Genomic DNA, 25,041 nt, shown 5'->3' on the forward strand with positions numbered 1-25,041 from the left:
CAGCGGCAGCGCGCGCCTCACGTCAGCTCGACCGTGAAGATCTCCTCGGGCCGCCAGACGAGGCCGAGCAGGATCCGCAGCCCGACGAGCAGCACCATGATCGCCAGCGCGAGGCGGAGATATTCGGGCTTCACCTTGGTGGCGAAGCGCGCGCCCAATTGCGCACCGATCACTGAGCCGATCAGCAGCAGCCCGGCGAGGACGATGTCGACCGCCTTGGTGGTCATCGCATGGACCATCGTCGCCACCGCGGTGACGAACAAGGTCTGGAACAGCGAGGTGCCGACGACGACGCTGGTCGCCATGCCGAGCAGGTAGATCATCGCCGGCACGAGGATGAAGCCGCCGCCGATGCCGAGCAGGATGGTGAGGATGCCGGTACCGAAGCCGAGCAGCAACGGCGCGAGCGGCGAGATATACAGGCCCGAGGCGTAGAATCGCGTGCGCAGCGGCAGCGCGGCGACGAGCGGATGATGGCGGCGCTTGCGCGGCTTGACCGGGCGGCGGCCGCTGGCGACACTGATCGCGCCGATCGACTCGCGCGCCATCAGCGTGCCGATCGAACCGAGCATCAGGACGTAGACGACGCCGATCACCGTGTCGATCTGGCCACTCGCCTGCAGCAGCCGGAAGATCCACGCGCCGGCGAAGCTGCCGAGGATCCCCCCGGCGACGAGCACCCCGCCCATCTTGGTATCGACGCCGCGGCGATGGAAATGCGCGATCACCCCCGACACGCTCGCGCCGGTCACCTGGCTCGCCGAGGAGGCGGCGGCGACGGTCGGCGGGATGCCGTAGATGATCAGCAGCGGCGTGGTGAGGAAGCCGCCGCCGACCCCGAACATCCCCGACAGCAGGCCGACACCGCCGCCGAGCAGGATGATGACGAGCGCATTGACCGACAGATTGGCGATGGGAAGATAGACGTCCACGCCGCGCTTTATAGCCGGTGCGCGGGCGCGGACCATCACAAGTTGCCGCCAAGGCTGATGGCCAGGCCCGAAGCCGGCGACGCGGCGCCGCCGACCCGCTGCCGCCAGTCGACGGCAAGCCGCAGCGCATGTCCGCCGACGGGCAAAGCGAGCCCCACGGACGGGCCGACATCGAGCCGAGACACACCGGGCTGCATCCCGCCCCAGGCACCCACGCCGACATCGATCGCCCGGCGACCGGTCCTAGCGAGCGGCCGGGTGACGCGGATCGCGCCGTCGGCGAACAGTCCGCCGCCGCGTCGCGCCACGCCGCCGGCCTGCGCATAGGCTTCGGCGGTCCATCGCCCGGCGATCGCAGCCGGTCCAAAGCCGCCGATCACGCCGATCATTGGGCCGCTCGTACCCTCGTCGAGGGCGACACGCTCTTCGGCGATGACATGCACCGGCGCCCGCGTCGGCTGCCAATCGAGCCCCACCGCCAACTCACGCCCGACACCCGTGCGAGGCGTCGAGACTCGGGCAGCCGCGGCGAGCCGGCGGGTGCCGGTCAGAGCATAGGTGATCCGCACGCCGGCTTGCGAAGCCCCTAATTGGCCGTTCGCCAGTCCGAGGCTGGCGCCGTCGCGCACGACCAGCCATGCGCTGCCGCTCCATCGCGCGGCCGCCACCGGCGGCAAGCGGTACGGGGTCAGGATGAAGGGAGCCGGCATGAGCACGATTCGCGATGCAGGGTCGGCGGTCATCGGCTCCGCCAGCGCGACAGGCGCGACATCACGGCCGATCGCACCGCCACGATCATCGAGTGCGGGGCGGCCGGACGATGACTTCATGGTCCGATCGGCGATTCTGACGGCAACGCGCTCGCCGGCTTTGCGACTCGTATGCGATGAAACGGCAGAGACAGGCCACGGGCTCGCGCGATGCGGTGTCTCGGCGAGCAGCGGCGCTTCGGCTCGGGTCAGCCGATGGGCCGAGCCGCTGCCGTGCGCCTGGGTCACCGCCGCCGTCGGCGGCGCGGCACCGGATGGCCTGCGCCGTCCATCGACATCCACCAGCCGCATCGAAATCCACAGCGCCAGCACCAGCGTCAGGAAGCGTAGCGGACGGCCTCGTCTCACCCGCCCTGCTCCAGCTCCGGAAAGCGGTGCGACGTCTTGTCCCAGACCGGCGCCGATCCGCACAGCCATTGCTGGTAGCGGCGCAGCGCCAGCAGCGCGGCGACCAGCATCACGGCATTGGCGAAGAAGAAGCGAGGGACGGCCCGCCACGCTTCTCCCCAGCCGTAAGCGCTCGCGGTACAGGCCATGCGCATCAGAAGACGCCAGCCGAACAGCGCCGTCGTCGCCCACCACAGCCACATCGCAATATGCCGGCCGTCATCGGGAATGGCGGCGATCCAGTGCAGGCTCGTCGTGATCGATAGCAGCAGCACGGCGAGATAGGCCGCCGTCAGGACGATCACCGCGATCGGGCCGCGCCGGTCACGCATCCGCATCCAATGATCGATCAGCGCGTGCGGCCGGCCCCAGCCGATACGATCCCATCCCGCCAGCGCGATGCCGGTCATCCACCGCGCCTTCTGCCGTACCGCCGCCATGAACTGCTCGGGAAAATAGGCGCGCACCGCGACGAGGCTGCCGTCGACCGGATCACGCAGTCGTGCGAAACAGACGCCCCTGCCCGAGGCGGAGACGCGCAGGCCCAATTCGTAATCCTCGGTCAGGCTCATCGTGTCGAACGGCCGGCCGGAGCGCTCGGCGGCGATCGCGGCGAGAATGGCGGTCGTCATCGCGCAGCCGGTGCCGGCCAGCGGCAGCGGTGCACCGAGCAACGCGCGCACCGGCTGCTGCACGCCATGGGCATAAGCGAATTCGTCGGCATAATGGCCCGACACCCAGGACCCGTGCCGGACCAACGGCAGCACCGGCAGCTGGACCACCGCATGATCCGGAAGCAGCGCGGAAAAGACGCGCAGCTCCGCGCGATGGACGACATCCTCCGCATCATGGATGATGACCGCGTCCGTATGCCGGCCGGTGTCAGCATCATCGCGACACAGCGCCACCCACAAGCTGTTGAGGCAATCCGCCTTGGTCGTCGGGCCGGCATGCGCGCCGATGACGACGCGGATGCGCGCGTCGCGAACCGCCGCCGCCGCGGCTGCGCGGATCGTGTCCGGATCATTGGGATAGACGCCGACGAAAATACGGCAATTTGCATCGTCCAGGCGCGACGAAGCCGTCGCCAGCATCGCCTCGATCACGGCGGCTTCCTGCCAAGCCGCGACGAACGTCGCGACGATCATCTTGGCCGGCGGCGGCAGCGTAGCGACCGACCGATCGGCGACCCGATAGCGCGCCATCCAGCAGAGAAGGAAGCAGAGATCGACGGCAAGATCATCGATCCCGCCAAGCAACAGGCCGACCGACGCGAAGAGCATCGACTCGCGCGCCGCGCCATCCAGACTATTCAAGACGAATTCCAAGGCCCCCGCCCCAAGATCCCGCCTGACTATATCCGATTTGGATACGTCATGAGCAAGCGGGATCGCGCAAGCTGTTCTTGCCGCGGCCTTTCCCTGATTGCGCCGACGGCAGTCGCCAGAGGGAAAATCGTATAGTCTACGTGCGACGCCAACGGGTTGCCGTGAGCCGCGCCGCGCGACTCATCACGGCAACAGGAACGTCCCCTCGATCACCGTCACGCACGCCCCGCCCAGCACGACGCGGTCCGCCTCCAGCCGGCAGGTCAGCGCGCCGCCGCGCGCGCTCGCCTGATAGGCGGTGAAGCGGTCGGTGCCGAGCCGGTCGGCCCAATAGGGCACGATCACCGCATGCGCCGATCCGGTCACCGGGTCTTCGTCCACACCCGCGCCGGGCGCGAACATGCGGCTGACGACATCGGCGGTCTGCCCGCGCGCGGTGACGATCGCCTGATGGTCCCCCGTCGCGGCGAGCGCGCGCAGGTCGGGGCGGACTTCGCGCACCGCCGTCTCGGATTCGAGCACGATCACGCCATAGCCGCCCTCGCGCCACAGCGTCTCGACCACGCCGTCGACGCCGAGCGCCGAGACCACCTCGGGCAGAGGCTTGGGCTCGGGCTTCCACGCCGGCAGCGCCAGCGCATAGCCGACGCCGTCGCGCGCGACGGTGAGCACGCCCGCCTGCCGGGTGCGGAAGCGCACCGCATCGCCGTCACCGCCCGACGACAGCACGAAATGCCCGCTCGCCAGCGTCGCATGACCGCACAGCCGCACCTCCGCGCCCGGCGTGAACCAGCGCAGCTCGAAATCCGCCGCGCCGCTCGTGTCCGGCACCAGAAAGGCGGTTTCCGACAGATTGTTCTCCGCGGCGATGGCGAGCAGCACGTCGTCGGCGAGCCACGCGGACAGCGGCATCACCGCGGCCGGATTGCCGCCGAACGGCGTCGCCGAAAAGGCGTCGATCTGCGCAAACGGGATTCGCATCGCTGAGGCTTTCGGGCAGGAGGTCAGAGGCGCTTGCTGAACCAGTGCGGCGTGACGTCCGCCTCGACCAGCGGATTGTCGGTATCGACATGGCCTTCGGGATCGAGATGGATCAGCACCTCGACCTTGGGGAAGGTGCTGCGCAGGGTACGTTCGACCGATTCGACGATGTCATGCGCCGCGCCGACGGTGAGGTCGCGGTCCACCTCCATGTGGAATTGAGCGAAATCGTGGCTGCCCGAGCGGCGGGTGCGGAAGTCGTGGATGCCCTTGAGCCCCGGCTGGCGTGCCGCGACGTCGAGGAAGGCGGCGCGCTCGTCGTCGGGCCATTCCTTGTCCATCAGCTGGTCGATCGCGTTGGACGAGGCCTGGAAGGCGCCCCAGGCGAGCCACAGGGCGATGGCGATGCCGAGCACCGGGTCCGCCTTGTGCCAGCCGAGATACTGGTCGAGCACCAGCGCGACGATCACCGATCCGTTGAGCAGCACGTCCGACTGGTAATGGACATTGTCCGCCATGATCGCGACCGATCCGGTCTGGCGGATGATGCGGCGCTGATACCAGAGCAGCACGATGGTCGCGCCGATCGCGACGATCGACACGCCGATGCCGAATTCGGCGTCGGCGGTCGGGCCGTTCTCCGACAGCGCGGCGATCGCGCGCCAGGCGATGCCTGCGGCCGAGGCGGTGATCAGCGCGACCTGGAACAGCGCGGCGAGCGCCTCCGCCTTGCCGTGGCCGAAGCGATGGTCGTGGTCGGCGGGCGTCGCGGCGAGGCGCACGCCGTACAGGGTGACGAGGCTGGCGAGCAGGTCGAGCGCGGTGTCGGCGAGACTGCCGAGCATCGCCACCGATCCGGTATGCCAGGCGGCGAAGCCCTTGAGCGCGAGCAGCGAGCAGGCCATCGCCACGCTGGCGAGCGCGGCCCGGGTGGCAAGCGGCAGCAGCTGGCGCTGTTCGTCACGGGTCATGGAAACAACAGTCCTTCGGTCCAGCCGTCGGCTCCCGCGGCGGTGCGGGTGAACAGGCGTCGTTCGTGCAGGCGGTGCGCGCGATCCTGCCAGAATTCGATCCGGTGCGGCGTGACGCGATAGCCGCCCCATTGCGGCGGACGCGGTACGTCGCTGCCGGCGAACCGCCGCTCCATCTCGGCAAAGCGCGCCTCGAAGGTCGCGCGGCTGTCGAGGGCACGCGACTGGTCGGAGGCCCAGGCGCCGAGCTGCGAATCACGGCTGCGACTGGCGAAATAGGCGTCCGATTCCGCATCGCTGACGCGGCTGACGGCTCCTTCGATGCGGATCTGCCGGCGCAGCGACTTCCAGTGGAACAGCAGCGCCGCCTTGGGCACCGCCGCGATCTCCGCCGCCTTGCGACCCTCGCGATTGGTGTAGAAGACGAAACCGTCGCGGCCGTGGCCCTTCAGCAGCACCATGCGCACCGCGGGCTGCCCTGCGGCATCGACGGTGGCGAGCGCCATCGCGTTGGAATCGTTGATCTCACTTTCGCGTGCCTCGGCGTACCAGGACTCGAACAGGGCGAAGGGGTCGTCAGCCATTCCCGGCTCTTAGCGCATGTTGGCCGATCGCGGAACCGGGCGCCGAGGACTTGCCCGCCGCGGAACGACTCCGCCGCCCGCGAATTGAATCGCCTCCGCAATAATAAGGCCTCGCTCATGCCCGCACGCGCCTATTGGCAAGGTCAGATCCGCCTGGCGCTGGTGTCGATCCCGGTCGAGATCTACGCGGCGACGAAGAGCGGCGCCGCGGTCGCGTTCAAGCAGATCCACGAGCCGACCGGCCAGCCGATCCATTACGAGAAGATCGTCACCGGCGTCGGCCCGGTCGACACCGACGAGATCATGAAGGGCTATGAGGTGTCGAAGGGCGAATTCGTCCTGCTCGAACAGGACGAGATCGACGCGGTCAAGCTCGAGTCGAAGAAGACGCTCGAATTGACGCAGTTCGTCGACGCGAGCGAGATCGACGTGCTCTATTACGAAAAGCCCTATTTCGTCGTCCCCGCCGACGATCTTGCCGAGGAAGCGTTCATCGTGCTGCGCGAGGCGCTGCGCCGCACCAAGAAGGTCGGGCTCGGTCAGCTGGCGATGCGGGGGCGCGAATATGTCGTCAGCCTCAAGCCGTGTGGGCGCGGGCTAGTGCTCGAAACCCTGCGCTACGCCGACGAGGTCAACAAGGCGCAGAGCTATTTCCGCGACATCCCGCAGGGCAAGCCCGATCCCGAACTGCTCGACCTCGCCGAGGCGTTGATCGACAAGAAGAGCGCCGCCTTCGATCCGCAGGAATTCCACGACCGTTATGTCGATGCGCTCAAGGACCTCGTCGAGCGCAAACGCAAGGCGAAGGGCGCCAAGGTGATCGAGGACAAGGACGAAGGCGGCAAGACGTCGAGCAACGTCGTCGACCTGATGGCCGCGCTCAAGAAATCGATGGAAGCGGGCAAGGCGAAGCCCGCCGCCGCGAAGAAGGCGCCGGCGAAGAAGACCCCGGCCAAGAAACGTGCATAAGGCGACGCCACGGCGATGAGCGACCCCCTCGAACGCTACAACGCCAAGCGCGACTTCGCCAAGACCGCAGAGCCGGCCGGCACGCTCGCGCCGGGCCACGGCAACAGCTTCATCGTCCAGAAGCATGATGCCACCCGCCTGCACTGGGATTTCCGGCTGGAGGTCGACGGCGTGCTCAAGAGCTGGGCGGTGACGCGCGGCCCCAGCCTCGATCCCGACGAGAAGCGGCTGGCGGTCCGCACCGAGGATCATCCGCTCTCTTATGCGACGTTCGAGGGGACGATCCCCGCCGGCGAATATGGCGGCGGCACGGTGATGCTGTGGGATCGCGGCACCTGGGCACCGGTGAAGGGCAAATCGGCCAAGGATATCGACAAGGGCCATCTCCACTTTACGCTCGACGGCGAGCGGATGAAGGGCGAATGGCTGCTGATCCGGCTCAAGCCGCGCGGCAAGGAGAAGCGCGAGAACTGGCTGCTGCGCAAGATCGACGATGCCTATGCCGGCGGCACCGACACATTGGTCGAGGAGGCGCTGACCAGCGTCGCCACCGGCCGGACGATGGCCGAGATCGCCGAGGGCAAGGCTCGCAAATCCGCCCCGGCACGGGGAGGCGGACCAGCGAAGCTGGTGGAGGGGGGTGGCCGCACGCGCAGCGCCCGCGGCGCCCCCCCCTCCACCACGGCGCAGAAGCGCCGCGGTTCCCAGCGAGGGGTCGGATCGTCCCCCGGACGATCCTCGACCACGCGGGGCGTGGTCGACCCGTCGCTCCGTGCCGGAAAGGATTTCCCGGCGTTTCGCGAGCCGCAGCTCTGCACCCTGGTCGATCACGTCCCGACCGGCAGCGGCTGGCTGCACGAGGTCAAATATGACGGCTATCGTGCGCTGGTCGCGATCGCCGGCGGCCAGGCGAAGGTCTATACCCGCAGCGGGCTCGACTGGACCGACACATTCGCCGCGATCGCCGATGCGGCGGCCGAGCTGCCGGTCGACAGCGCGTTGATCGATGGCGAGATCGTCGCCTTCAAGGACGGCAAGCCCGATTTCTCGACGCTCAAGGACGCGATCGCCAGCGGCGGCGACATGACGCTGTGCGCCTTCGACCTGCTCGCGCTCAACGGCGAGGACCTCACCCCGCTGACCACGATTGAGCGCAAGGACCGGCTGCGCGCGATCCTCCGCGACGGCCCGCGCCTGCAATATGCCGATCACGTGCTCGGCTCGGGCGAGGAGCTGTATGCGGCGATGTGCCGCGAGGGGCTGGAAGGCGTCGTCTCGAAACGCGCCGACGCGCCTTATGCAGGCAAGCGCAACCGCACCTGGCTGAAGGCGAAATGCACGCTGCGGCAGGAGTTCGTCATCATCGGCTGGACGTCGTCCGACAAGAAGCGCGGCTTCAAGTCGCTGCTGCTCGGCGTCCATGAGGACGGCGGCTGGCGCTATGCCGGCAAGGTCGGCACCGGCTTCGACCAGGCGCGGATGGACGATCTCATCGACCGGTTCGCCGATCTCGCCGCCGAGGCGCCGCCGGTCGCCGCCGCCGACCTCAAACCGTTCCGGGCGGCGCTGCGCGGCGCGCGCTGGCTGCGCCCCGAGCTGGTCGCCGAGGTCGCCTTCGCCGAGGTGACGCCCGACAAGGTACTGCGCCACGCCAGTTTCCTCGGCCTGCGCGAAGACAAGGCGGCGAGCGCGGTGGTCGCCGAGCGGCCGGAACCCGCGCCGGATGCGCCAGAGGTGCATATCAAGGTGAGCAGCCGCGACCGCGTCATCTTCCCCGACAGCGACGTCACCAAGGGCGATCTCGCCGATTATTATGCCGCGATCGCGCCGGTGATGCTGCCCTGGGCGGGGCGCCGGCCGGTCAGCCTCGTCCGCTGTCCGCAGGGCCGCGCCAAGCAGTGCTTCTTCCAGAAGCATGACGCGGGCAGCTTCGGCGACACCGTCCACCATGTCGACGTCACCGAGAAGGACGGTTCGGTCCAGCCCTATCTCTACGTCGACGATGCCGACGGGCTGGTCGCCTGCGTGCAGATGGGGACGATCGAATTCCACGGCTGGGGATCGCGGATCGACGCGATCGAAAAGCCCGACCGGCTGGTGATCGATCTCGATCCCGACGAGGGGCTCGACTTCGAAGACACCAAGCGCGCGGCCGACCATGTCAGCGCGCAGCTCGCCGAACTGGGGCTGGTCAGCTTCCCGCTGCTGTCGGGCGGCAAGGGCGTCCACGTCGTCGTGCCGCTGACGCCGCAGGCGGAATGGCCCGCGGTCAAGGATTTCGCCGACCGCTTCGCCCGCGCGCTCGCCGCGGCCGAACCCGACCGGTTCGTCGCGGTGATGACCAAGGCCAAGCGCAAGGGCAAGATCTTCATCGACTATCTGCGCAACCAGCGCGGCAGCACCGCGATCATGCCCTATTCGGCGCGCGCGCGCCCCGGCGCGCCGGTCGCCGCGCCGGTATCGTGGACCGAGTTGCGCGACCTCGACACCGCGGGGCGATGGAGCGTGCGCGACCTGGACGCGCTGATCGCCCGCGCATCGTCGCGCGCGCTCGCCGGCTGGGGCGTGGCGGAGCAGGTGCTGCCGGATCTGTGATGCTGGGGGCGAGGCAAGAGCGTCCCCTCACAAGCGGCCATTCGCCTGCGGACACCTGCCCTTCGACAGGCTCAGGGCCAACGGCATAGCCGGGAAAGCGGCGATCCCCCGTTCGCGCTGAGCCTGTCGAAGCGCACCTTTCCTCAAGCGAAGGCGCGCGCGCCCCCGAAGTCGCGTTCACCCCAAAGGCGCGACGTCGACGCTCACCGCCATGCTCTGCGCCTGCGAGCCGAGCACGACGCCGTCGACCGGGGCGATCTCGGCATAATCGCGGCCGACCGCCATGACGATATGGTCGCCCGCCATCCAGATGCCGTTGGTGGGGTCGAGCCCGACCCAGCCATGCACCGGCCCGCACCACAGCAGCACCCAGGCGTGGGTGGCATCGGCGCCGACGAGGCGCGGCTGGCCGGCGGGCGGTATGGTGCGGATATAGCCGCTGGCATAGGCCGCGGGCAGGCCGGCGGCGCGCAGCCCGGTGATCATGATCTGCGCGAAATCCTGGCAGACGCCCTTGCGCTGGGCGAAGGCCTCGTGCGGCGGCGTGTCGACCAGCGTGGCGGTCGCATCGAAGGTGAAGTCGCGCTGGATGCGGCGGGCAAGCGCGATCCCCGCCGCCAGCGCGCCCTGCGCCGGATCGAGGTCGGCGGCGCAATAATCGGCGATCTGGTGGTCGAGCGGGATCAGCGGCGAGGGGAAGAGATAATTGGCCGGTCCCGCTGCCGACAGGTCGCGGCTGGCACGCGCCAGCGCGGCGATCTCGCTCAGCGTCGGGTCGTCCGCCGCGGGCACCGGCACCAGCCGGTCGACGCGCATCCGCGACCGGCTCTCGATCGTCAGGCTGCGCACCGGCGTGTCGATCATCAGCCGCGTGACATGCGCCAGCCCCGCCTCGGCGCGCGCCGGGCTCAGCCGCCCGGCCGGCTCGACGGTGAGCGCATAATCCTCGAGCGTCTGCCCCGGCCAGTCGATCGGCTTGAGCCGCAGGTTGCAGCGCGCGAACTTGACGTTGCCGCCGTAATCGAAGCGGGTGATGTGGCGGATGTCGTAGCGCATCGCGCCGATGAGGCCTCCGTCGGTCACGCGAGCGTCAGTCCGCCGGCGCGGAGCGGTTCGGCGCCCTGCAGGAAATAGCGGCGCGCGACGCTTTCCGACAATTGCGTCAGCCGCTGCTCGATGTCGCCGAGCTGTTCGGCGGTGAGCGTCGCCGCGCCGGTCATCGCCAGCGCCGCGGCGAGGGTGCGGCCGTGCACCTGCTGCGGCTCGGGCATGCCGTCGTCGCTCAGCACGGGCAGGTCGCGCAGCCGTTCGTTGATCCGCTCGGCCTGGAAGGCGAGGCTGCGCGGATTGCCGGGGTCGAGCGCGACCAGATCGACCACCGGCACCCGCGCGATACCGGTGAGATAGCGCTGGCGATAGCTGATCTGGCTGTCGGCGAGGTCGAGCAGCGTCGAAAGATCGTCCGCGGTCGCGCCGGCCATGCCGAACAGGCGCAGCGCGCGCGTCATCGCGATGCCACGCTCGACGCGGCGGCCGAGGTCGTGGAACCGCCACGCCGCGGTCCGCCCCATATGCTCCGCCGACAGGCCGGCGATCGCGACATAGCGGCGTTGCAGCGATCCGGCGCGATCGAGCATGCCGCGATGGCTCGGGAAGGGCGCTTCGAGCAGCCGCACCATGTCCGCCGACAGCCGGTCGCGCGACCCTTCGCCGATGCCGCGGGCGAGCCGGTTGATCGTCGCGACCGAATGGCGGCTCTCGTCCTCCATCGCCGTGCGCGCGAGGGCGGTGAGGTCGCCGCGCTTGAGCGAGGGCGGCTGTGCCGCGGCATCGCCGGCGACGATCATCCCGACCAGCTTGCCGAGCGTCGCCGCAGGCAGCGACGCGCCGGCATCCGCCGCGATCGAATGGCCGAGCATCACGCGGATCGCCGCGAGCAGCGCCTCGCCGCGCTCCAGATACCGGCCGAGCCAGTAGAAATTGTCGGCGACGCGGCTCGGCAACGTGCCGGGATTGCGGCGGACGTGCGGCGAATCCGGTGCCGGCAGCAGCGACACCGGCTCGACGCTGTCGGCGCCGTGGACGCACACGTCGGCGGACCAGGTGCCCTCGCCGAGCACGCTCGCGCGCGGATCGGTCGCCTCGCCGATCCGGGCGAAGCCGCCGGGCAGCACCGTCCATTCGCCCCGTTCGTCGCGGGCGGCGAAGACGCGCAGCGTGAACGGGCGCGGCTCGAGCCGGTCGCCGATCACCACCGGCATGGTCGACAGGCGGACGATCTCCTGCCCGACATAATCCTGCGGCCGTCGCGCCATGTCGGCACGCAAGGCGGCGCGCTGTCCGGCATCCAGCTCGCTGCCGGGGACGATCCGCCCGCCGGGCAGGCCGAGCGGCACCGGGCCGAACGCCGGGCCGATCAGCAACCGGTCGAGATCCTCCTCGACGCGCGCGCATTCGTCGGGCTGGCCGCACCACCAGGTGGCGATGTTGGGCAGGTGCAGGCTCTCGCCGCACAATCGCGTCGCGAGCTGCGGCAGGAAGGCGCCGAACGCCGGCGCCTCCAGCACCCCTGCCCCCGGCGCGTTGGAGAGCAGGACGTTGCCCGCGGCATAGGCGTCGATCAGCCCGGGCACGCCGATCTGCGAATGCGAATCGAACGCCAGCGGATCGAGCAGCCGCGGATCGACCCGCCGCCACAGGGCATCGATCCGCTTGAGCCCGCCGATCGTGCGCACGTAGAGCTGGTTTTCGAGCGCGGCGAGATCGGCGCCCTCGACCAGCAGCAGGCCGAGATAGCGCGCGAGATGCGCCTGCTCGGGATAGCTCGGGTTGAACCGCCCCGGCGTCATCAGGCCGATGCGCGGGTCGCTGCGCCGGCACATCGCGGCGATGCCGGCGCGGAAGGCGGCGAAGAAGGGCGCGTGGCGCTGGACGTTGATCCGCCCCTGCAGGCCGCCGAGCGTGCGGCTCACCGCCAGCCGGTTCTCCAGCGCATAGCCGGCGCCGGCGGGCGCGCGCAGGTGATCGCCGAGCACACGCCATTCACCGGTCGGCCCGCGGCCGAGGTCGATCGCGATGAAATGCAGGTGGCGGCCGCCGGGTGGCTCCAGCCCGACCATCGGCCGCAGGAAATAGGGGCTGCCGGTGACCAGCGCGGCAGGGATCAGCCCGCGCTCGACGAGCCGGCCGGGGCCGTAGAGGTCGGCGATCACCGTCTCGAGCAGCGCCGCGCGCTGGGTGACGCCGCGGACGATCTGCGCCCATTCCCCCGCCTCGATCAGCAGCGGCACCGGCGAGACCGGCCAGGGCCGCTCGTCCGCCTCGCCGATGACGCGAAAGCCCATGCCGATGTCGGCGGCGTGGCGGCGGACGCGCTCGCGGACATGGTCGAGATCGTCGGAGGCGACGATCGCCAGTTCCTCGAACATCGCCGTCCAGGCGGGATCGTCGCTGCCGCACAGCACGTCGCCGGCGGTGGCGCGCGTGCAATAATCGCTGATCCAGTGCCGAGCGTGCGCCGTCGCATCCAGGGGTAAGGCCTGCGTCGCCATAGCCTAACGTGTCACCTCATCCGCCCGGCCGGCACCGTCTACATGTCAGGCGCCGAGCGCAACCCTTTACGGACGGTGAGCGGCCCCGCGCCTACAGGCTGGCGCGCGGCCGGCGGCGGGGCGGCGCATCCGACTGGCGACGGATCAGCGTATAGTCGAGCACCTGATGGCGCGGCGCGTCGCCGCCACGCTGGCGGCGGATCGTGCCGACCAGCAGCGCCACCGCGGCGCGCGCCATGTCGGCGATCGGCTGGTGGATCGTCGTCAGTTCGGGCCAGATCGCGGTCGACAATGTCGTGTCGTCGAAGCCGCAGACGGTAAGGTCGCCCGGCACGTCGAGCCCGTGGCGGTGCGCGACCGCGACCGTCGCCGCCGCCATATCGTCGTTGGACGAGACGATCGCGGTCGGCGGATCGCTGAGGCAGAGCAATTGCTCCGCCGCATCGAGCCCCGACAGATAGGTGAACAGGCCATCGACGATCAGCGCGGGATCGATCGCGATCCCCGCCTCCGCCAGCGCCGCGCGATAGCCCTCCAGCCGCTGGGCGCTCGCCGACAGATTGGGCGCGCCCTTGATGAAGCCGATGCGGCGATGGCCGAGATCCATGACGTGCCGCGTCATCACCGCCGCGGCGGCGCAATCGTCGATGCGGATCGCCATCTGGCTCTCGGCGGGCTGGCCGGTCGCCACCGCGACGCTCGGCACGTTGGCGGCGTCGAGCAGCGCGAGCAGCGCGGGCGCCTCGCACAGGGGCGGCGGCAGCAGGATGCCGTCGATGCCGCCGTCGATCAGATGCTGCGCCACCTCCAGCTCATGATCGCCGAGATCGCATTTCTCGACGATGATCTGCACGTCGCTGCGGCTCGCCTGATCGAGGCTGCCGAGCAGGAATTCGCTGAGGAAGCCGGCGCTGGGGTTGCTGTAGAGCAGCCCGACCCGCGACGGCCCCGCCCCGGCGAGGCTGCGCGCGGCGGGATTGGGCGCATAATTGAGCGCGGAGATCGCGTCATTGACCCGATCGCGCGTCGCGGGGCGGACGTTGGTCTCGCCGTTGATGACGCGCGACACGGTCATCGGCGAGACGCCGGCGCGTTTGGCGACGTCGCTGATCGTCGGCGCGGAACCCGTCCGGCGGGAGGAACGGGGCGAAGGGGCTAGGGTCATGACGCGCGCGGAACAATCCGTTGGAGACGATGCGCACGCATGGACGCCTGCGGCCGATCCGGCAAGAGCGGCGAAACGGGTGCCTGTCCCACCTTCATCCCCGCGACGATTTGACTTGCATCGACGCACCCCTCCGAACAACAACCGCGACGCCGATGACGTTCGCCAGTTCTCGATAAGTTACCGTTTAAAGACAAGGGAGTTAACACCATGACTATGATCTCTCGCCTATTTGCCGCAGCCGCCGGAACCGCGCTGCTCGCCGCCCCCGTCGCCGCGGCGGCCGCTCCGGCGACGACCACCGCCAATCCCGCCGCAAGCCTGTCGATCAGCCGCGCCGCCGCCCCGGCCGGCGCCAAGAGCCAGCTCGGCGCGTCGATTCCCGGCACGACGCTGATCAGTATCGGCGTTCTCGCCGCGCTCGTCGTCGGCGTGCTCGTCGCCACCGGTGGCAGCGACAATTCCGACAGCAACTGATCGCTGAGCCGCGTCGCGAAGGCCCCGTCGCCCACCGGTGACGGGGCCTTCGCTGGTTTTGCCGGCCGCGCCGCGCCCACTGGAATCGCACCCCCGCGGGACCTATCGTGCCGACCGGGCAGACTCGGGGGCGGCGGATGCGCGGGGCGATGCGGTGGGCGGTGCTGGCATTGGCGCTCGCGCCGGTGGCGGCGTTCGGCGACAACAGTGCGCAGGTGGTGCTCGCCCAGCCCGGGAGCGGCGGCCAGGGCGGCGCGGTCGAACGCTATACGATCCGCTTCAACCAGCCGATGGTGCCGCTCGGCGATCCGCGCGCCGCGGCCCCCTTCACCACCGCCTGCGCCGGCACCGGGCGCTGGGTCGATCCGCAGACCTGGGTGTTCGACTTCGCCGCGCCGCTCGCCGGCGAGACGCAATGCGCGTTCGAGGCCGCCAAGCACGTGCGCAGCGTCGCCGGCTACGACCTCAAGGGCCGCAGCCGCTTCACCGTCGCGGCGGGCGGCCCGCGCGCGATCGCGGTGCTGCCGGCGGGCGACGACGACACGATCGAGGAGGATCAGGTCTTCCTCGTCGCCGCGCCCGTCGCGCCGACACGCGCCTCGGTTGCCGCCAACGCCTATTGCGCGGTCGACGGGCTCGGCGAAAAGATCCCGGTCGACGTGCTGGGCCGCGACGTGCCAGCGACGCTGCTCGGCGCGCTCGGCACGCAGCCATGGTCGGTGCGCAATTTCCTGGCGGACGCCGGTCTGCCCGAAGCGATCCCCGCCACGCCCGCCGACCGGCAGGCGCTCTACGCCAATGTCACCGCGCTGAAATGCCGTCGGTCGCTGCCGCCCGGCCGCGACGTCGCGCTGGTCTGGCCGAAGGGCATCGCCTCCGCATCGGGCAAACTCGCCGGCAGCGACCAACGGTTCGACTATAGCGTCCGCAAGCCGTTCGCCGCGCGGTTCGAATGCAGCCGCACCAACCCGCAGGCGGGGTGCAGCCCGGTCCAGCCTGCCTATGTCCGCTTCACCGCGCCGGTCGCGATGCGCCAGGCGGCGGCGATCCGGCTGACGCTCGCCGACGGCAGGCAGATAGCGCCGACCTTCACCGACGACGAGCGCAAGACGGCGACCATCTCGGATGTCAGCTTCAAGGCGCCGCTGCCCCATGACAGCTTGGTGAAGCTCAGCCTGCCCGCCGGCCTGACCGACGAAAGCGGGCGCGCGCTGACCAATGCCGAACGCTTCCCGCTCGACGTCCGCTTCGACGCCGCGCCGCCGCTGGTCAAATTCGCCGCCGGCTTCGGCATCCTCGAAGCCCGGCAGGGCGGCGTGCTGCCCGTCACCGTCCGCAACGTCGAACCCGATCTGCAGGGCCGCAACCTCGTGATCGGCGGCCGCACGCTCAAGGTCGCCGATTCGGACGGCGCCGTCGCCGAGTGGCTGCGCACCGTCGATGCCGCGGCGGACACCAACATCGAGGAGGTGAAGCGCGGCGACGAGGTGGTGCGGCGGATCAACCATACCGGTGACCGCTCGATCCTCGGCGATCAGGGCGCGGGCCTGCGGCTCGGCCTTCCCGGCAAGGGGCGCGATTTCGAGGTCGTCGGCATCCCGCTCGGCAAGCCCGGCTTCTACGTCGTCGAACTCGCCAGCCCCGCGCTCGGCCGGTCGCTGCTCGGCCGCAACGCGCCGCGCTATGTCGCCAGCGCCGCGCTCGTCACCAACATGGCGGTTCATTTCAAATGGGGGCGCGAGCGCAGCCTCGTCTGGGTGACCGCGCTCGATACCGGCAAGCCGGTCGCCGACGCGACCGTGCAGATCAGCGACAGCTGCACCGGCCGCGCGCTCGCGCGCGGTGCGACCGATCGCAGCGGCGGCGTGATGATCCCCGCCGGCCTGCCGCAGCCGGAGACCTATGGTAGTTGCGACGCCGGCAGCGCGTCGCATCCGCTGATGGTGTCGGCGCGCGCCGGTGACGATTACAGCTTCGCGCTGACCAGCTGGAGCGAGGGCATCCGCCCGTTCGATTTCGAACTGCCCTATGGCTATTCGGCCCCCGCCGACACCTGCCACACCGTGTTCGACCGCGCGCTTGTCCGCCAGGGCGAGACGATCCACATGAAGCATATCGTCCGCCGCGCGAGCGGCGCCGGCTTCGCGATCCCCGCCGGCTTCACCGGCACATTGCGCCTGTCGCACCGCGGATCGGACACGGCGTTCGACCTGCCGCTGACGATCGACGCGCACGGCAATGGCGAGACGAGCTGGACCGCACCGCAGGGCGCGCCGATGGGCGATTACGACCTGCGCATCGTCCGCGGCGACGACGTCACCTACACCGACCAGTCGTTCAAGGTCGACGAATACAAATTGCCGACGATGCGCGCGAGCGTCGCCGGCCCCAGGACCGCGGCGGTGCGACCCCGGTCGCTGCCGCTCGATCTCTATGTCGGCTATCTGTCGGGCGGCGGCGCGGGCCATCTGCCGGTCGACGTGCGCGTCGGCTGGTTCGCGCGCGCCGCCGCGCCGGAGGGCTATGACGGCTTCACCTTCGGCGGCGCCCGCGTCGAGGAGGGCGTCAAGCCGCTCAACGGCGATGGCGACGACCAGCCGACGCCGCTGCCGCCGACGCAGACGCTCCCCGTCACGCTCGGCGCGGACGGCACCGCGCGCACCAGCGTCGACGTTCCGGCGCTCGACGGGCTTGCCGACATGCGCGTCGAGATGGACTATCAGGACGCCAATGGCGAGATGCTCACCGCCAGCCGCACGGTGCCGATCTACCCCTCGGCGGTGCAGCTGGGGGTGAAGACCGACGGCTGGCTGATGAAGCAGGACGATCTGCGGCTGCGCTTCGTCGCGCTCGACACCGCGGGCAAGCCGCTCGCCGATCAGAAGATCAGCGTCGCGCTCTACAGCCGCCAGATCCTCACCGCGCGACGGCGGCTGATCGGCGGCTTCTACGCCTATGACAATCAGATGCGCACGTCGCGCCTCGCCGCCACCTGCACCGCGACCAGCGATGCGCAGGGGCTGGCGCAATGCAGCGTCGCGGCCGGGGTGTCGGGAGAGGTCTATGTCGTCGCCACCACCACCGATGCCGACGGCAATGTCGCGCGCGCGGTGCGATCGGTGTGGCTGGCGGGCGACGACGCCTGGTGGTTCGGCGGCGACAATGGCGACCGGATGGACGTCGTCCCCGAACGAACCACCTATCAGGCGGGCGAGACCGCGCGCTTCCAGGTACGCATGCCGTTCCGCAGCGCCACCGCGCTCGTCACCGTCGAGCGCGAAGGCGTGCTGTCGAGCTTCGTCACCGAATTGAGCGGCACCGATCCCGTCGTCGAGGTGCCGATGCCGGGCAGCTATGCGCCCGACATCTACGTCTCGGTGCTGGCGGTGCGCGGGCGGATCGAAAGCGGCTGGACGAGCTGGTTGCGCGGCATCGGCACCGCGCTCGGGCTGGTCAAGGCCGAGCCCGCGCCGGCGCCGACCGCTTTGGTCGATCTCTCCAAGCCCGCCTACCGGCTCGGCATCGCCCGGGTGAAGGTCGGCTGGGAGGGGCATCGGCTTGCGGTCGCGGTGCAGGCGGATCACGACCGCTTCGCACCCCGCGGCACCGCCCAGGTCGCGCTGCAGGTCCGCCGCCCCGACGGCAGCGCCGCGGCCGGTGCCGACGTCGCCTTCGTCGCGGTCGACGAGGCGCTGCTCCAGCTCGCACCCAACGACAGCTGGGACGTGCTCACCGCGATGATGGGCGATCGCCCGCTGTCGGTGCTCACCGCGACCGCGCAGATGCAGGTGGTCGGCAAGCGGCATTATGGTCGCAAGGCGGTGGAGGCCGGCGGCGGTGGCGGCGGCGATGCCGCGGCGATCAACCGCGAGAATTTCAAGCCGGTGCTGCTGTGGCGCGGCCATGTCGCGCTCGATGCGGCGGGACGGGCGCGGCTGTCGGTGCCGCTGTCGGACGCGCTCTCCTCGTTCAAGCTGGTCGCGATCGCCACCGAAGGCGACGGCCTGTTCGGCACCGGCAGCACCGCGATCCGCACCGCGCAGGATCTGTCGGTCTATGCCGGCCTGCCGCCGCTGGTGCGCAGCGGCGATGTCTATGCGGCGGGCTTCACGCTGCGCAACGGCAGCGACCGGCCGATGACCGTCACCGCCACGGTCGATCTGCTGCCGCGCATCGCACAGGGCCGGCCGCTTACCGTCACGATCCCGGCGGGCGGCGCGGTGCCGGTGGCGTGGAACCTCACCGCGCCGCCCGCCGCCGGAACGCTGCGCTGGCAGGTCACCGCGCGCAGCCGGGACGGCAAGGCGACCGATCGCCTCACCGCAACGCAGGAGGTCGTGCCCGCGGTGCCGGTCGAGACCTGGGCGGCGGCGCTGACCCGTGTCGGCGACACGACGCTGCCGATCGCGCCGCCGGCCGGCGCGCTGCCCGGCCGCGGCTCGGTCGACGTGCAACTGACCGACACGCTGGCGCCGCCGCTCGCCGGCGTGCAGCGCTATATGACCGATTATCCGTACAATTGCTTCGAGCAGCAATTGAGCCGCATCGTCGCGCTCGGCGACACGCGCCGCTGGGCGGCGCTGGCGGGGGCGATCCCGACCTATCAGGCATCGGACGGGCTGCTGCGCTACTGGCCACGCGAGACGCTCGACGGGTCGGAGGCGCTCACCGCTTATGTGCTGTCGCTGACCAGCGAGGCGGGCCTGCCGCTGCCGCCGGCGCCGCGCGCGCGGATGATCGAGGGGCTGAAGGCGGTGCTCGACGGCCGCGTCCGCCATGAAAGCTACGGCGATCCCCGTCAGCAGAAGCTCGCCGCCTTCGCTGCGCTCGCCCGCGCCGGTGCGGCGACGCCGGCGATGCTCGGCCAGATCGGCCTGCCCGCGCAGGATATGCCGACCGCGTTGCTCGCCGATTATATCGCCGCGCTCGATCGCGTGCCGCTCGCCAATGCCGCGGCGCTGCGCGCACAGGCGGAAGGCGTGCTGCGCAGCCGGCTGGTCTATGACGGCACCCGGCTCGACCTCAGCGATGCGGCCGCCTCGCCCTGGTGGCTGATGTCGTCGGGCGACGAGGCGTCGATCAAGGCGCTGCTCGTCACGCTCGGCCGCCCCGGCTGGCAGGACGAGGCGGCGAAGATGATGGTCGGCGTCGCGCTGCGCCAGGCGCGCGGCCATTGGGACACGACCACCGCCAATGCCTGGGGCGCGATGGCGGTGCGCAAGTTCGCCGGCCTCTATCCGGCGCAGGCGATCGCCGGCACCACCAGCCTCCAGCTCGGCGCCACCATTGTCAGCCGCACCTGGCCGCTCGCCGCCGAGGCGCGCGCCGTCAGTCTGCCGCTCCCCGCGACGACCACCCCGCTGCTGCTCCGCCAGAGCGGCGGTGCCGGGCCGTGGGCGACCGTGTCGGTGCGCGCCGCGGTGCCGCTGACCGCGCCGCTCTCCGCCGGCTATCGCGCCAGCCGCACGGTGACGCCGGTGCAGGTCCGCACCAGGGGGCAACTGACCCGCGGCGACGTGCTGCGCGTGACGATCACCGTCGATGCCAGCGCCGAGCGCAACTGGGTGGTGGTCAACGATCCGATCCCCGCCGGCGCGACGATCATCGGCGATCTCGCCAATCAGTCGCAGCTGCTGGGCGAGGGCGGCAGCGACGCGGGGGTGCGCCCCGCCTATGTCGAGCGCGGCAACGACAACTGGCGCGGCTTCTTCGCCTGGGTGCCGCGCGGCCGGTTCACGGTGAGCTATGCGCTGCGGCTCAACGGCGCCGGGCGCTTCAGCCTGCCGCCGACCCGCGTCGAGGCGATGTATTCCCCCGCGATCCGCGCGCAACTGCCGAATGCGCCGGTGACGGTGGTGCAGCGGTGAGGCGGGACGGCGAGGTGGGTGGCGGGGCTGGCGTGACAAAGCGTCCGTGTGGATGCCGCCTCCCCTTTGCCGTCGTCTTCGACGTAGCCGATACCGTTGCGAAGACGCACCGCTTTTCATCCCACCCCGGCGAAGGCCGGGGTCCCGTTCGATGAGGTCTCGCACGAAGTCACGACGGTCGTCCAACTGGCCCCCGGCCTTCGCCGGGGTGGTTCGGATCCTTTGCGGATCGGTGGATGCCGCAACGAGTCCGGCATGACGATGGGGGTTCCTTGCAGATGTCGTCAAAGCCGGTTGTGGACGGCTGGGCGACACGATGGCCTGTGGCCCCTGCCGCTCTGGGCTCCTGCTTCCGCAGGAGCATTGCGGCGATCGCTAAGGTCGGCGCACGGTCACGGGAGCCTCGCGGGCGTCACCGAACCTCTGCATCGCACCAGGCCCCGCCGGCTTCAAGCCGCCCACCGCCGACCGCACCCACCGGTACGCCGCGCATGGCACCCGCGATAACCCCCCGCCGCATCATGGCCGGCGTCGCCCTTGTCGCCGTCACCGGCGGTGCGCTCGATTACGCGACGCTCCCCCCGCTGCTCCCTACCTACCAACAGGTCCGCGCGCACTGGCGGCCCTCCGAAGCCTGGCTATACGATCGCCACGGCCGGCTGATCGACAGCGCCCGCGTCGATTTCGCCGTGCGCCGGCTCGCCTGGACGCCGCTCGCCGCCGTCTCGCCCGCGGCGCGCGAGGCGATCGTCGCGGCGGAGGATCATCGCTTCCGCGATCATGCCGGCGTCGACTGGCTGGCGCTCGGCGCCGCGGCGCGTGACCGGATCGAGCAACGCAAGGCTCGCGGTGCCTCGACGCTCTCGATGCAGCTCGCCGCCTTCCTCTCGCCCGCGCTCGCCCGACCCGGCGCGCGCGGCTGGCGCGACAAGCTCCGCCAGCTGCGCGCCGCGCGCGCGCTCGAGGCGCGGTGGAGCAAGGACCAGATCCTCGAAGCCTATCTCAATCTCGTCGGCTATCGGGGCGAGGCGCAGGGGATCGGCGCCGCCGCGCTCGGCCTGTTCGGCAAGACCCCCGCGAGCCTGAACCGCGACGACGGCCTGCTGCTCGCCGCCCTGCTCCCCGATCCGGGTGCCGACGCGCTCACGATCGCCCGCCGCGCCTGCGCGCTCGCCGGCCCCGGCGACTGTACGCGCTTCCCCGCCGCCGCCGCGGCGATGCTCGGCCCGGCGCGCAGCCTCGCGCTCGATCCCGGCCTCGCGCCGCACCTCGCCGACCGGCTGCTGGTCAGGCCCGGGCTGCGCATCACCACGACGCTCGATGCGGATATCCAGCGGCTTGCCGCCGCGGCGCTGCGCCGGCAGTTGCTCGGGCTGGGCGGCACCCGCGCGCGCGATGGGGCGGTGGTGGTGGTCGACAATGCCAGCGGCGCGGTGCTCGCCTATGTCGGCGGCATCGGCGGCGCCTCGACCGCGCCGGCGGTCGACAATGCCAATGCCTATCGGCAGGCGGGATCGACGCTCAAGCCCTTCCTCTACGCGCAGGCGATCGAGCGCAGATATCTCACCGCCGCCTCGATCCTCGACGATTCGCCGGTGCAGCTCGACACCGCCTCCGGCCTGTACGTGCCGCAGAATTACGATCGCGGCTTCAAGGGGCCGGTGTCGGCGCGCACCGCGCTCGCCGGTTCGCTCAACGTGCCGGCGGTGCGCACGCTGCTGCTCGTCGGCGTCGAACCGTTCCGCGACCGGCTGTGGGACCTCGGCTATCGCGGGCTGGTCGAGGACGGCGCCTATTACGGCTTCTCGCTGGCGCTGGGATCGGCGGAGGTGACGCTGCTCGAACAGGCCGCCGCCTATCGCGCGCTCGCCAACCATGGCCGCTGGAGCCCGCTGCGGCTGACCCGCGATCAGCCCGCGACGCCGCCGCGCGCCATCGTCAGCCCGGCGGCGGCGTGGATCGTCGACGACGTCATCGCCGATCCCAATGCGCGCGCCGCCACCTTCGGGCTCGATTCGGCGCTGCGCCTGCCCTTCTGGGCGGCGGTGAAGACGGGCACGTCGAAGGCGATGCGCGACAATTGGTGCGTCGGCTTTTCCGACCGCTTCACCGTCGCGGTCTGGGTCGGCAATGCCGAGGGCGATCCGATGCGCGCCGTCTCCGGCACCAGCGGCGCGGCGCCGGTGTGGCGCGACGTGATGATGGCGCTGCACGCGCGCTTGCCGAGCCGCGAACCCGCCGCGCCGGCCGGCATCGTCGCGACCCGCGTCGCCTTCGCCGACGGGATCGAGGAACCGCGCCGCGACTATTTTATCGCCGGCACGGCACAAACGCGTATCGCCAGCGTCCCTGCCGCGGCGCGCCGGCCGCGGATCACCAATCCGGTCTCCGGCAGCGTCTATGCGCTCGACCCGGACATTCCGATCGACCGGCAGCGGCTCGGCATCGCGATCAGCGGCGCGGCGATGGCGCATCGCCTGCTGCTCGACCGGCGCGATCTCGGCCCGGCCGATCATGCGCCGATGATCCTGCCCGGCCCGGGCCAGCACCGCCTGCGCCTCGTCGATCCCGCCGGCAAGGTGGTCGATCAGGTGGTGTTCACCGTCCGCTGACCGGGATCACAAAATTCCGTCGGATTAGGCCCGGATCGGCGAACCATTCGGGCGGCGGCGCGTTACCCGCCACTGATCCCTTTCCCCTTTCGGGATCAGTGCCGGTCCAAGCACGGCACGGTCGCGCCGATGCGTAGCAGGCGGCGCGGCCAACGTGCTGGGACGGACGCTCGTCGCGCCGCCGGAGCTTATGGCGTGTCGCGACCGCCGCCGGTGCCGCGGCCCGCGCCGCCGCCCGCACCCGCCGCGCCGACCGTGCCGATGTTGCCGAACAGATCCTCGAAGAAGCCGCGCTTGCGACCCAGCGTCGGCGTGGTCTTGCCATAGGGATCGATGCTGGCGATCTGGTCGACGCCCGTGCGCGTCACCGAGGTCACCGTGCCCTTCGCGTCGAAGCTGATCTTGAGCGCGATCTGGTCCTTCGGCTTCGGCTTCTGGAAGTTGAGGTTACGGCTGTCGCGCGCGACATAATACCAGTCCTGCGGCGCGAACTGGCTGGCGATCGTCGGCTGGCCCAGCGTGCTCGCCACCGACTGGCGGTTGTCGACGCCCGGCTGCACCGAATTCACCAGATCGGCGTCGATGATATAGCCCTGATGCGACCGCAGCGGCGCGCAGCCGCCAGCGGCGACGGTCAGCCCGAGGCCGGCGAGAAGGCCGATACGGGCCAAGGATACGCTCATCACTATCTCCAGCGGCAGCGCCGCGCATATGATTGCATCGCCTGCCGATCGCCTCGATATGCGAAGCTCGGGCGGGCTTCAAGCGCCGGGGCCATGTCGGCGCAACAGGTGAGGATGGTATTTTGGGCTGGTGGGGACGATTGTTCGGCGAGCGGCATGACGAGGCGCTGCCGCTCTACACCGCGGTGGTGCGGCGCGGGCGCGAGGATCATTGGTATCTCGCGGGCGGCGTGCCGGACACGGTCGACGGGCGGTTCGACATGATCGCCGCGGTGCTGGCGATGGTGTTGCTCCGCCTCGAAGGCGATGCCGCCGCCGCGCCGCTGTCGGCGCATCTCACCGAACGATTCGTCGAGGATATGGACGGCCAGCTGCGCCAGATGGGGATCGGCGACATCGTCGTCGGCAAGCATATCGGCAAGATGATGAGCATGCTCGGCGGCCGGCTCGGCGCCTATCGCGACGGTCTCGCCGCGGGCGACCTCGGGCCGGCGCTGGTCCGCAACCTCTACCGCGGCGAGGCACCCGCGCCCGCCGCGCTGGCGCATGTCGCGGCGCAGCTCACCGCGCTGTACGCCGCGCTCGCCGCCACCCCGCTCGATGCGCTTGCCGCCGGAGACCTGCCATGACTCCCGAATTCAGCCGCCCCGAACGTCTCGACGCGATCGGCGCCGGCGAGCGGACGATCACCATCGCCGCCGACCCGGCCGAGCGCGCCGCGCTCGCCAGACGCTTCGGCGTGCGCTCGGTCGAGCGGCTCGAAGCGGAGCTGACGATCCGGCGCGAGGCGGCGGGAATCGTGGTGCGCGGCCGCGTCACCGGCGCGGTGGTGCAGGCGTGCTCGGTCACCGACGTACCGCTCGACGCGACGATCGACGAACCGGTCGCGCTGCTGTTCGTCGAGACGCTCGGCGAGCAGGAGGAGGTCGAGCTCGACGCGGACGCGCTCGACACGGTCGAGATCGAGGGCGGCGCGGTCGATCTCGGCGAGGCGGCGGCGGAGACGATGGCACTCGCGCTCGATCCCTTCCCGCGCAGCCCGGAGGCGGAGGCGGCATTGCGCGAGGCCGGCGTGATCCGCGAGGAGGAACACCGGCCGTATAGTCCGCTGCAGGGGCTGAAGTCGTTGCTGGGGAAGGAATAGCCCAACTCGTCATCCCGGCGAACGC

17 protein-coding genes are annotated in these 25,041 nt (G+C 70.6%); 7 read left to right on the forward strand and 10 right to left on the reverse strand.

Going from position 1 to position 25,041, the window contains the following annotated elements:
- Positions 1-17: 17 nt before the first annotated feature.
- The 6 genes from PBN85_RS16530 to pdxH all read right to left on the reverse strand — a co-directional run bounded on the left by PBN85_RS16530 (position 18) and on the right by pdxH (position 5,953).
- Complete coding sequence (locus PBN85_RS16530) at positions 18-932, reverse strand: sulfite exporter TauE/SafE family protein (protein WP_271299670.1); 915 nt, start codon at positions 930-932, stop codon at positions 18-20.
- Positions 933-967: 35 nt separating this feature from the next.
- Entirely contained in the window at positions 968-2,014 is a 1,047-nt protein-coding gene (locus PBN85_RS16535; RefSeq protein WP_271299671.1) for a hypothetical protein, read from the reverse strand.
- A 32-nt stretch (positions 2,015-2,046) separates the two neighbouring features.
- Positions 2,047-3,405 (reverse strand): glycosyl transferase family protein, encoded by a 1,359-nt coding sequence (locus PBN85_RS16540; RefSeq protein WP_271299672.1) that lies wholly within the window; start codon positions 3,403-3,405, stop codon positions 2,047-2,049.
- A gap of 195 nt (positions 3,406-3,600) precedes the next feature.
- Entirely contained in the window at positions 3,601-4,398 is a 798-nt protein-coding gene (locus tag PBN85_RS16545) for a PhzF family phenazine biosynthesis protein (protein ID WP_271299673.1), read from the reverse strand.
- 23 nt (positions 4,399-4,421) lie between these two features.
- On the reverse strand, positions 4,422-5,369 hold the full coding sequence (locus PBN85_RS16550; RefSeq protein WP_037535208.1) for a cation diffusion facilitator family transporter: 948 nt from the start codon (positions 5,367-5,369) through the stop codon (positions 4,422-4,424).
- A complete protein-coding gene (gene pdxH, locus PBN85_RS16555) occupies positions 5,366-5,953 on the reverse strand; it encodes a pyridoxamine 5'-phosphate oxidase (protein ID WP_271299674.1) in 588 nt (195 codons plus the stop codon). Before pdxH ends, PBN85_RS16550 begins: the two co-directional genes overlap by 4 nt.
- A gap of 117 nt (positions 5,954-6,070) precedes the next feature.
- Between pdxH and ku the strand changes: the two genes are divergently transcribed.
- The gene (gene ku / locus PBN85_RS16560; RefSeq protein ID WP_037535210.1) at positions 6,071-6,922 is read left to right on the forward strand and encodes a non-homologous end joining protein Ku; all 852 of its coding nucleotides are present in this window, start codon (positions 6,071-6,073) and stop codon (positions 6,920-6,922) included.
- A gap of 15 nt (positions 6,923-6,937) precedes the next feature.
- Positions 6,938-9,517, forward strand: coding sequence for a DNA ligase D (gene ligD / locus PBN85_RS16565; protein WP_271299675.1), 2,580 nt, complete (start codon positions 6,938-6,940; stop codon positions 9,515-9,517).
- A gap of 177 nt (positions 9,518-9,694) precedes the next feature.
- On the opposite strand, the gene PBN85_RS16570 is transcribed toward ligD, so the two are convergent.
- From PBN85_RS16570 to PBN85_RS16580, 3 genes are all read right to left on the reverse strand, one after another.
- Positions 9,695-10,573 (reverse strand): transglutaminase family protein, encoded by an 879-nt coding sequence (locus PBN85_RS16570; protein ID WP_271300916.1) that lies wholly within the window; start codon positions 10,571-10,573, stop codon positions 9,695-9,697.
- 23 nt (positions 10,574-10,596) lie between these two features.
- Entirely contained in the window at positions 10,597-13,068 is a 2,472-nt protein-coding gene (locus PBN85_RS16575) for a circularly permuted type 2 ATP-grasp protein (protein ID WP_037535212.1), read from the reverse strand.
- 91 nt (positions 13,069-13,159) lie between these two features.
- Positions 13,160-14,233, reverse strand: coding sequence for a LacI family DNA-binding transcriptional regulator (locus PBN85_RS16580; RefSeq protein WP_037535213.1), 1,074 nt, complete (start codon positions 14,231-14,233; stop codon positions 13,160-13,162).
- Positions 14,234-14,443: 210 nt separating this feature from the next.
- Here PBN85_RS16580 and PBN85_RS16585 point away from each other — a divergent pair, with 210 nt between their 5' ends.
- From PBN85_RS16585 to pbpC, 3 genes are all read left to right on the forward strand, one after another.
- A complete protein-coding gene (locus PBN85_RS16585; protein ID WP_153810806.1) occupies positions 14,444-14,710 on the forward strand; it encodes a hypothetical protein in 267 nt (88 codons plus the stop codon).
- Between the two features lie 137 nt (positions 14,711-14,847).
- The gene (locus PBN85_RS16590) at positions 14,848-20,577 is read left to right on the forward strand and encodes an alpha-2-macroglobulin family protein (protein WP_271300917.1); all 5,730 of its coding nucleotides are present in this window, start codon (positions 14,848-14,850) and stop codon (positions 20,575-20,577) included.
- 491 nt (positions 20,578-21,068) lie between these two features.
- Positions 21,069-23,189, forward strand: coding sequence for a penicillin-binding protein 1C (pbpC, locus tag PBN85_RS16595; RefSeq protein WP_271299676.1), 2,121 nt, complete (start codon positions 21,069-21,071; stop codon positions 23,187-23,189).
- Positions 23,190-23,377: 188 nt separating this feature from the next.
- Here pbpC and PBN85_RS16600 read toward each other — a convergent pair whose 3' ends face one another.
- The gene (locus PBN85_RS16600; RefSeq protein ID WP_051583524.1) at positions 23,378-23,872 is read right to left on the reverse strand and encodes an outer membrane protein assembly factor BamE; all 495 of its coding nucleotides are present in this window, start codon (positions 23,870-23,872) and stop codon (positions 23,378-23,380) included.
- Positions 23,873-23,994: 122 nt separating this feature from the next.
- Between PBN85_RS16600 and PBN85_RS16605 the strand changes: the two genes are divergently transcribed.
- The gene (locus tag PBN85_RS16605; protein ID WP_235199780.1) at positions 23,995-24,501 is read left to right on the forward strand and encodes a ubiquinol-cytochrome C chaperone family protein; all 507 of its coding nucleotides are present in this window, start codon (positions 23,995-23,997) and stop codon (positions 24,499-24,501) included.
- A complete protein-coding gene (locus PBN85_RS16610; RefSeq protein WP_037535218.1) occupies positions 24,498-25,016 on the forward strand; it encodes a YceD family protein in 519 nt (172 codons plus the stop codon). The genes PBN85_RS16605 and PBN85_RS16610 overlap by 4 nt, the downstream gene beginning before the upstream one ends.
- Positions 25,017-25,041 lie beyond the last annotated feature (25 nt).

This window comes from Sphingomonas sp. CV7422 (assembly GCF_027945725.1).
Classification (GTDB): domain Bacteria; phylum Pseudomonadota; class Alphaproteobacteria; order Sphingomonadales; family Sphingomonadaceae; genus Sphingomonas; species Sphingomonas kyungheensis.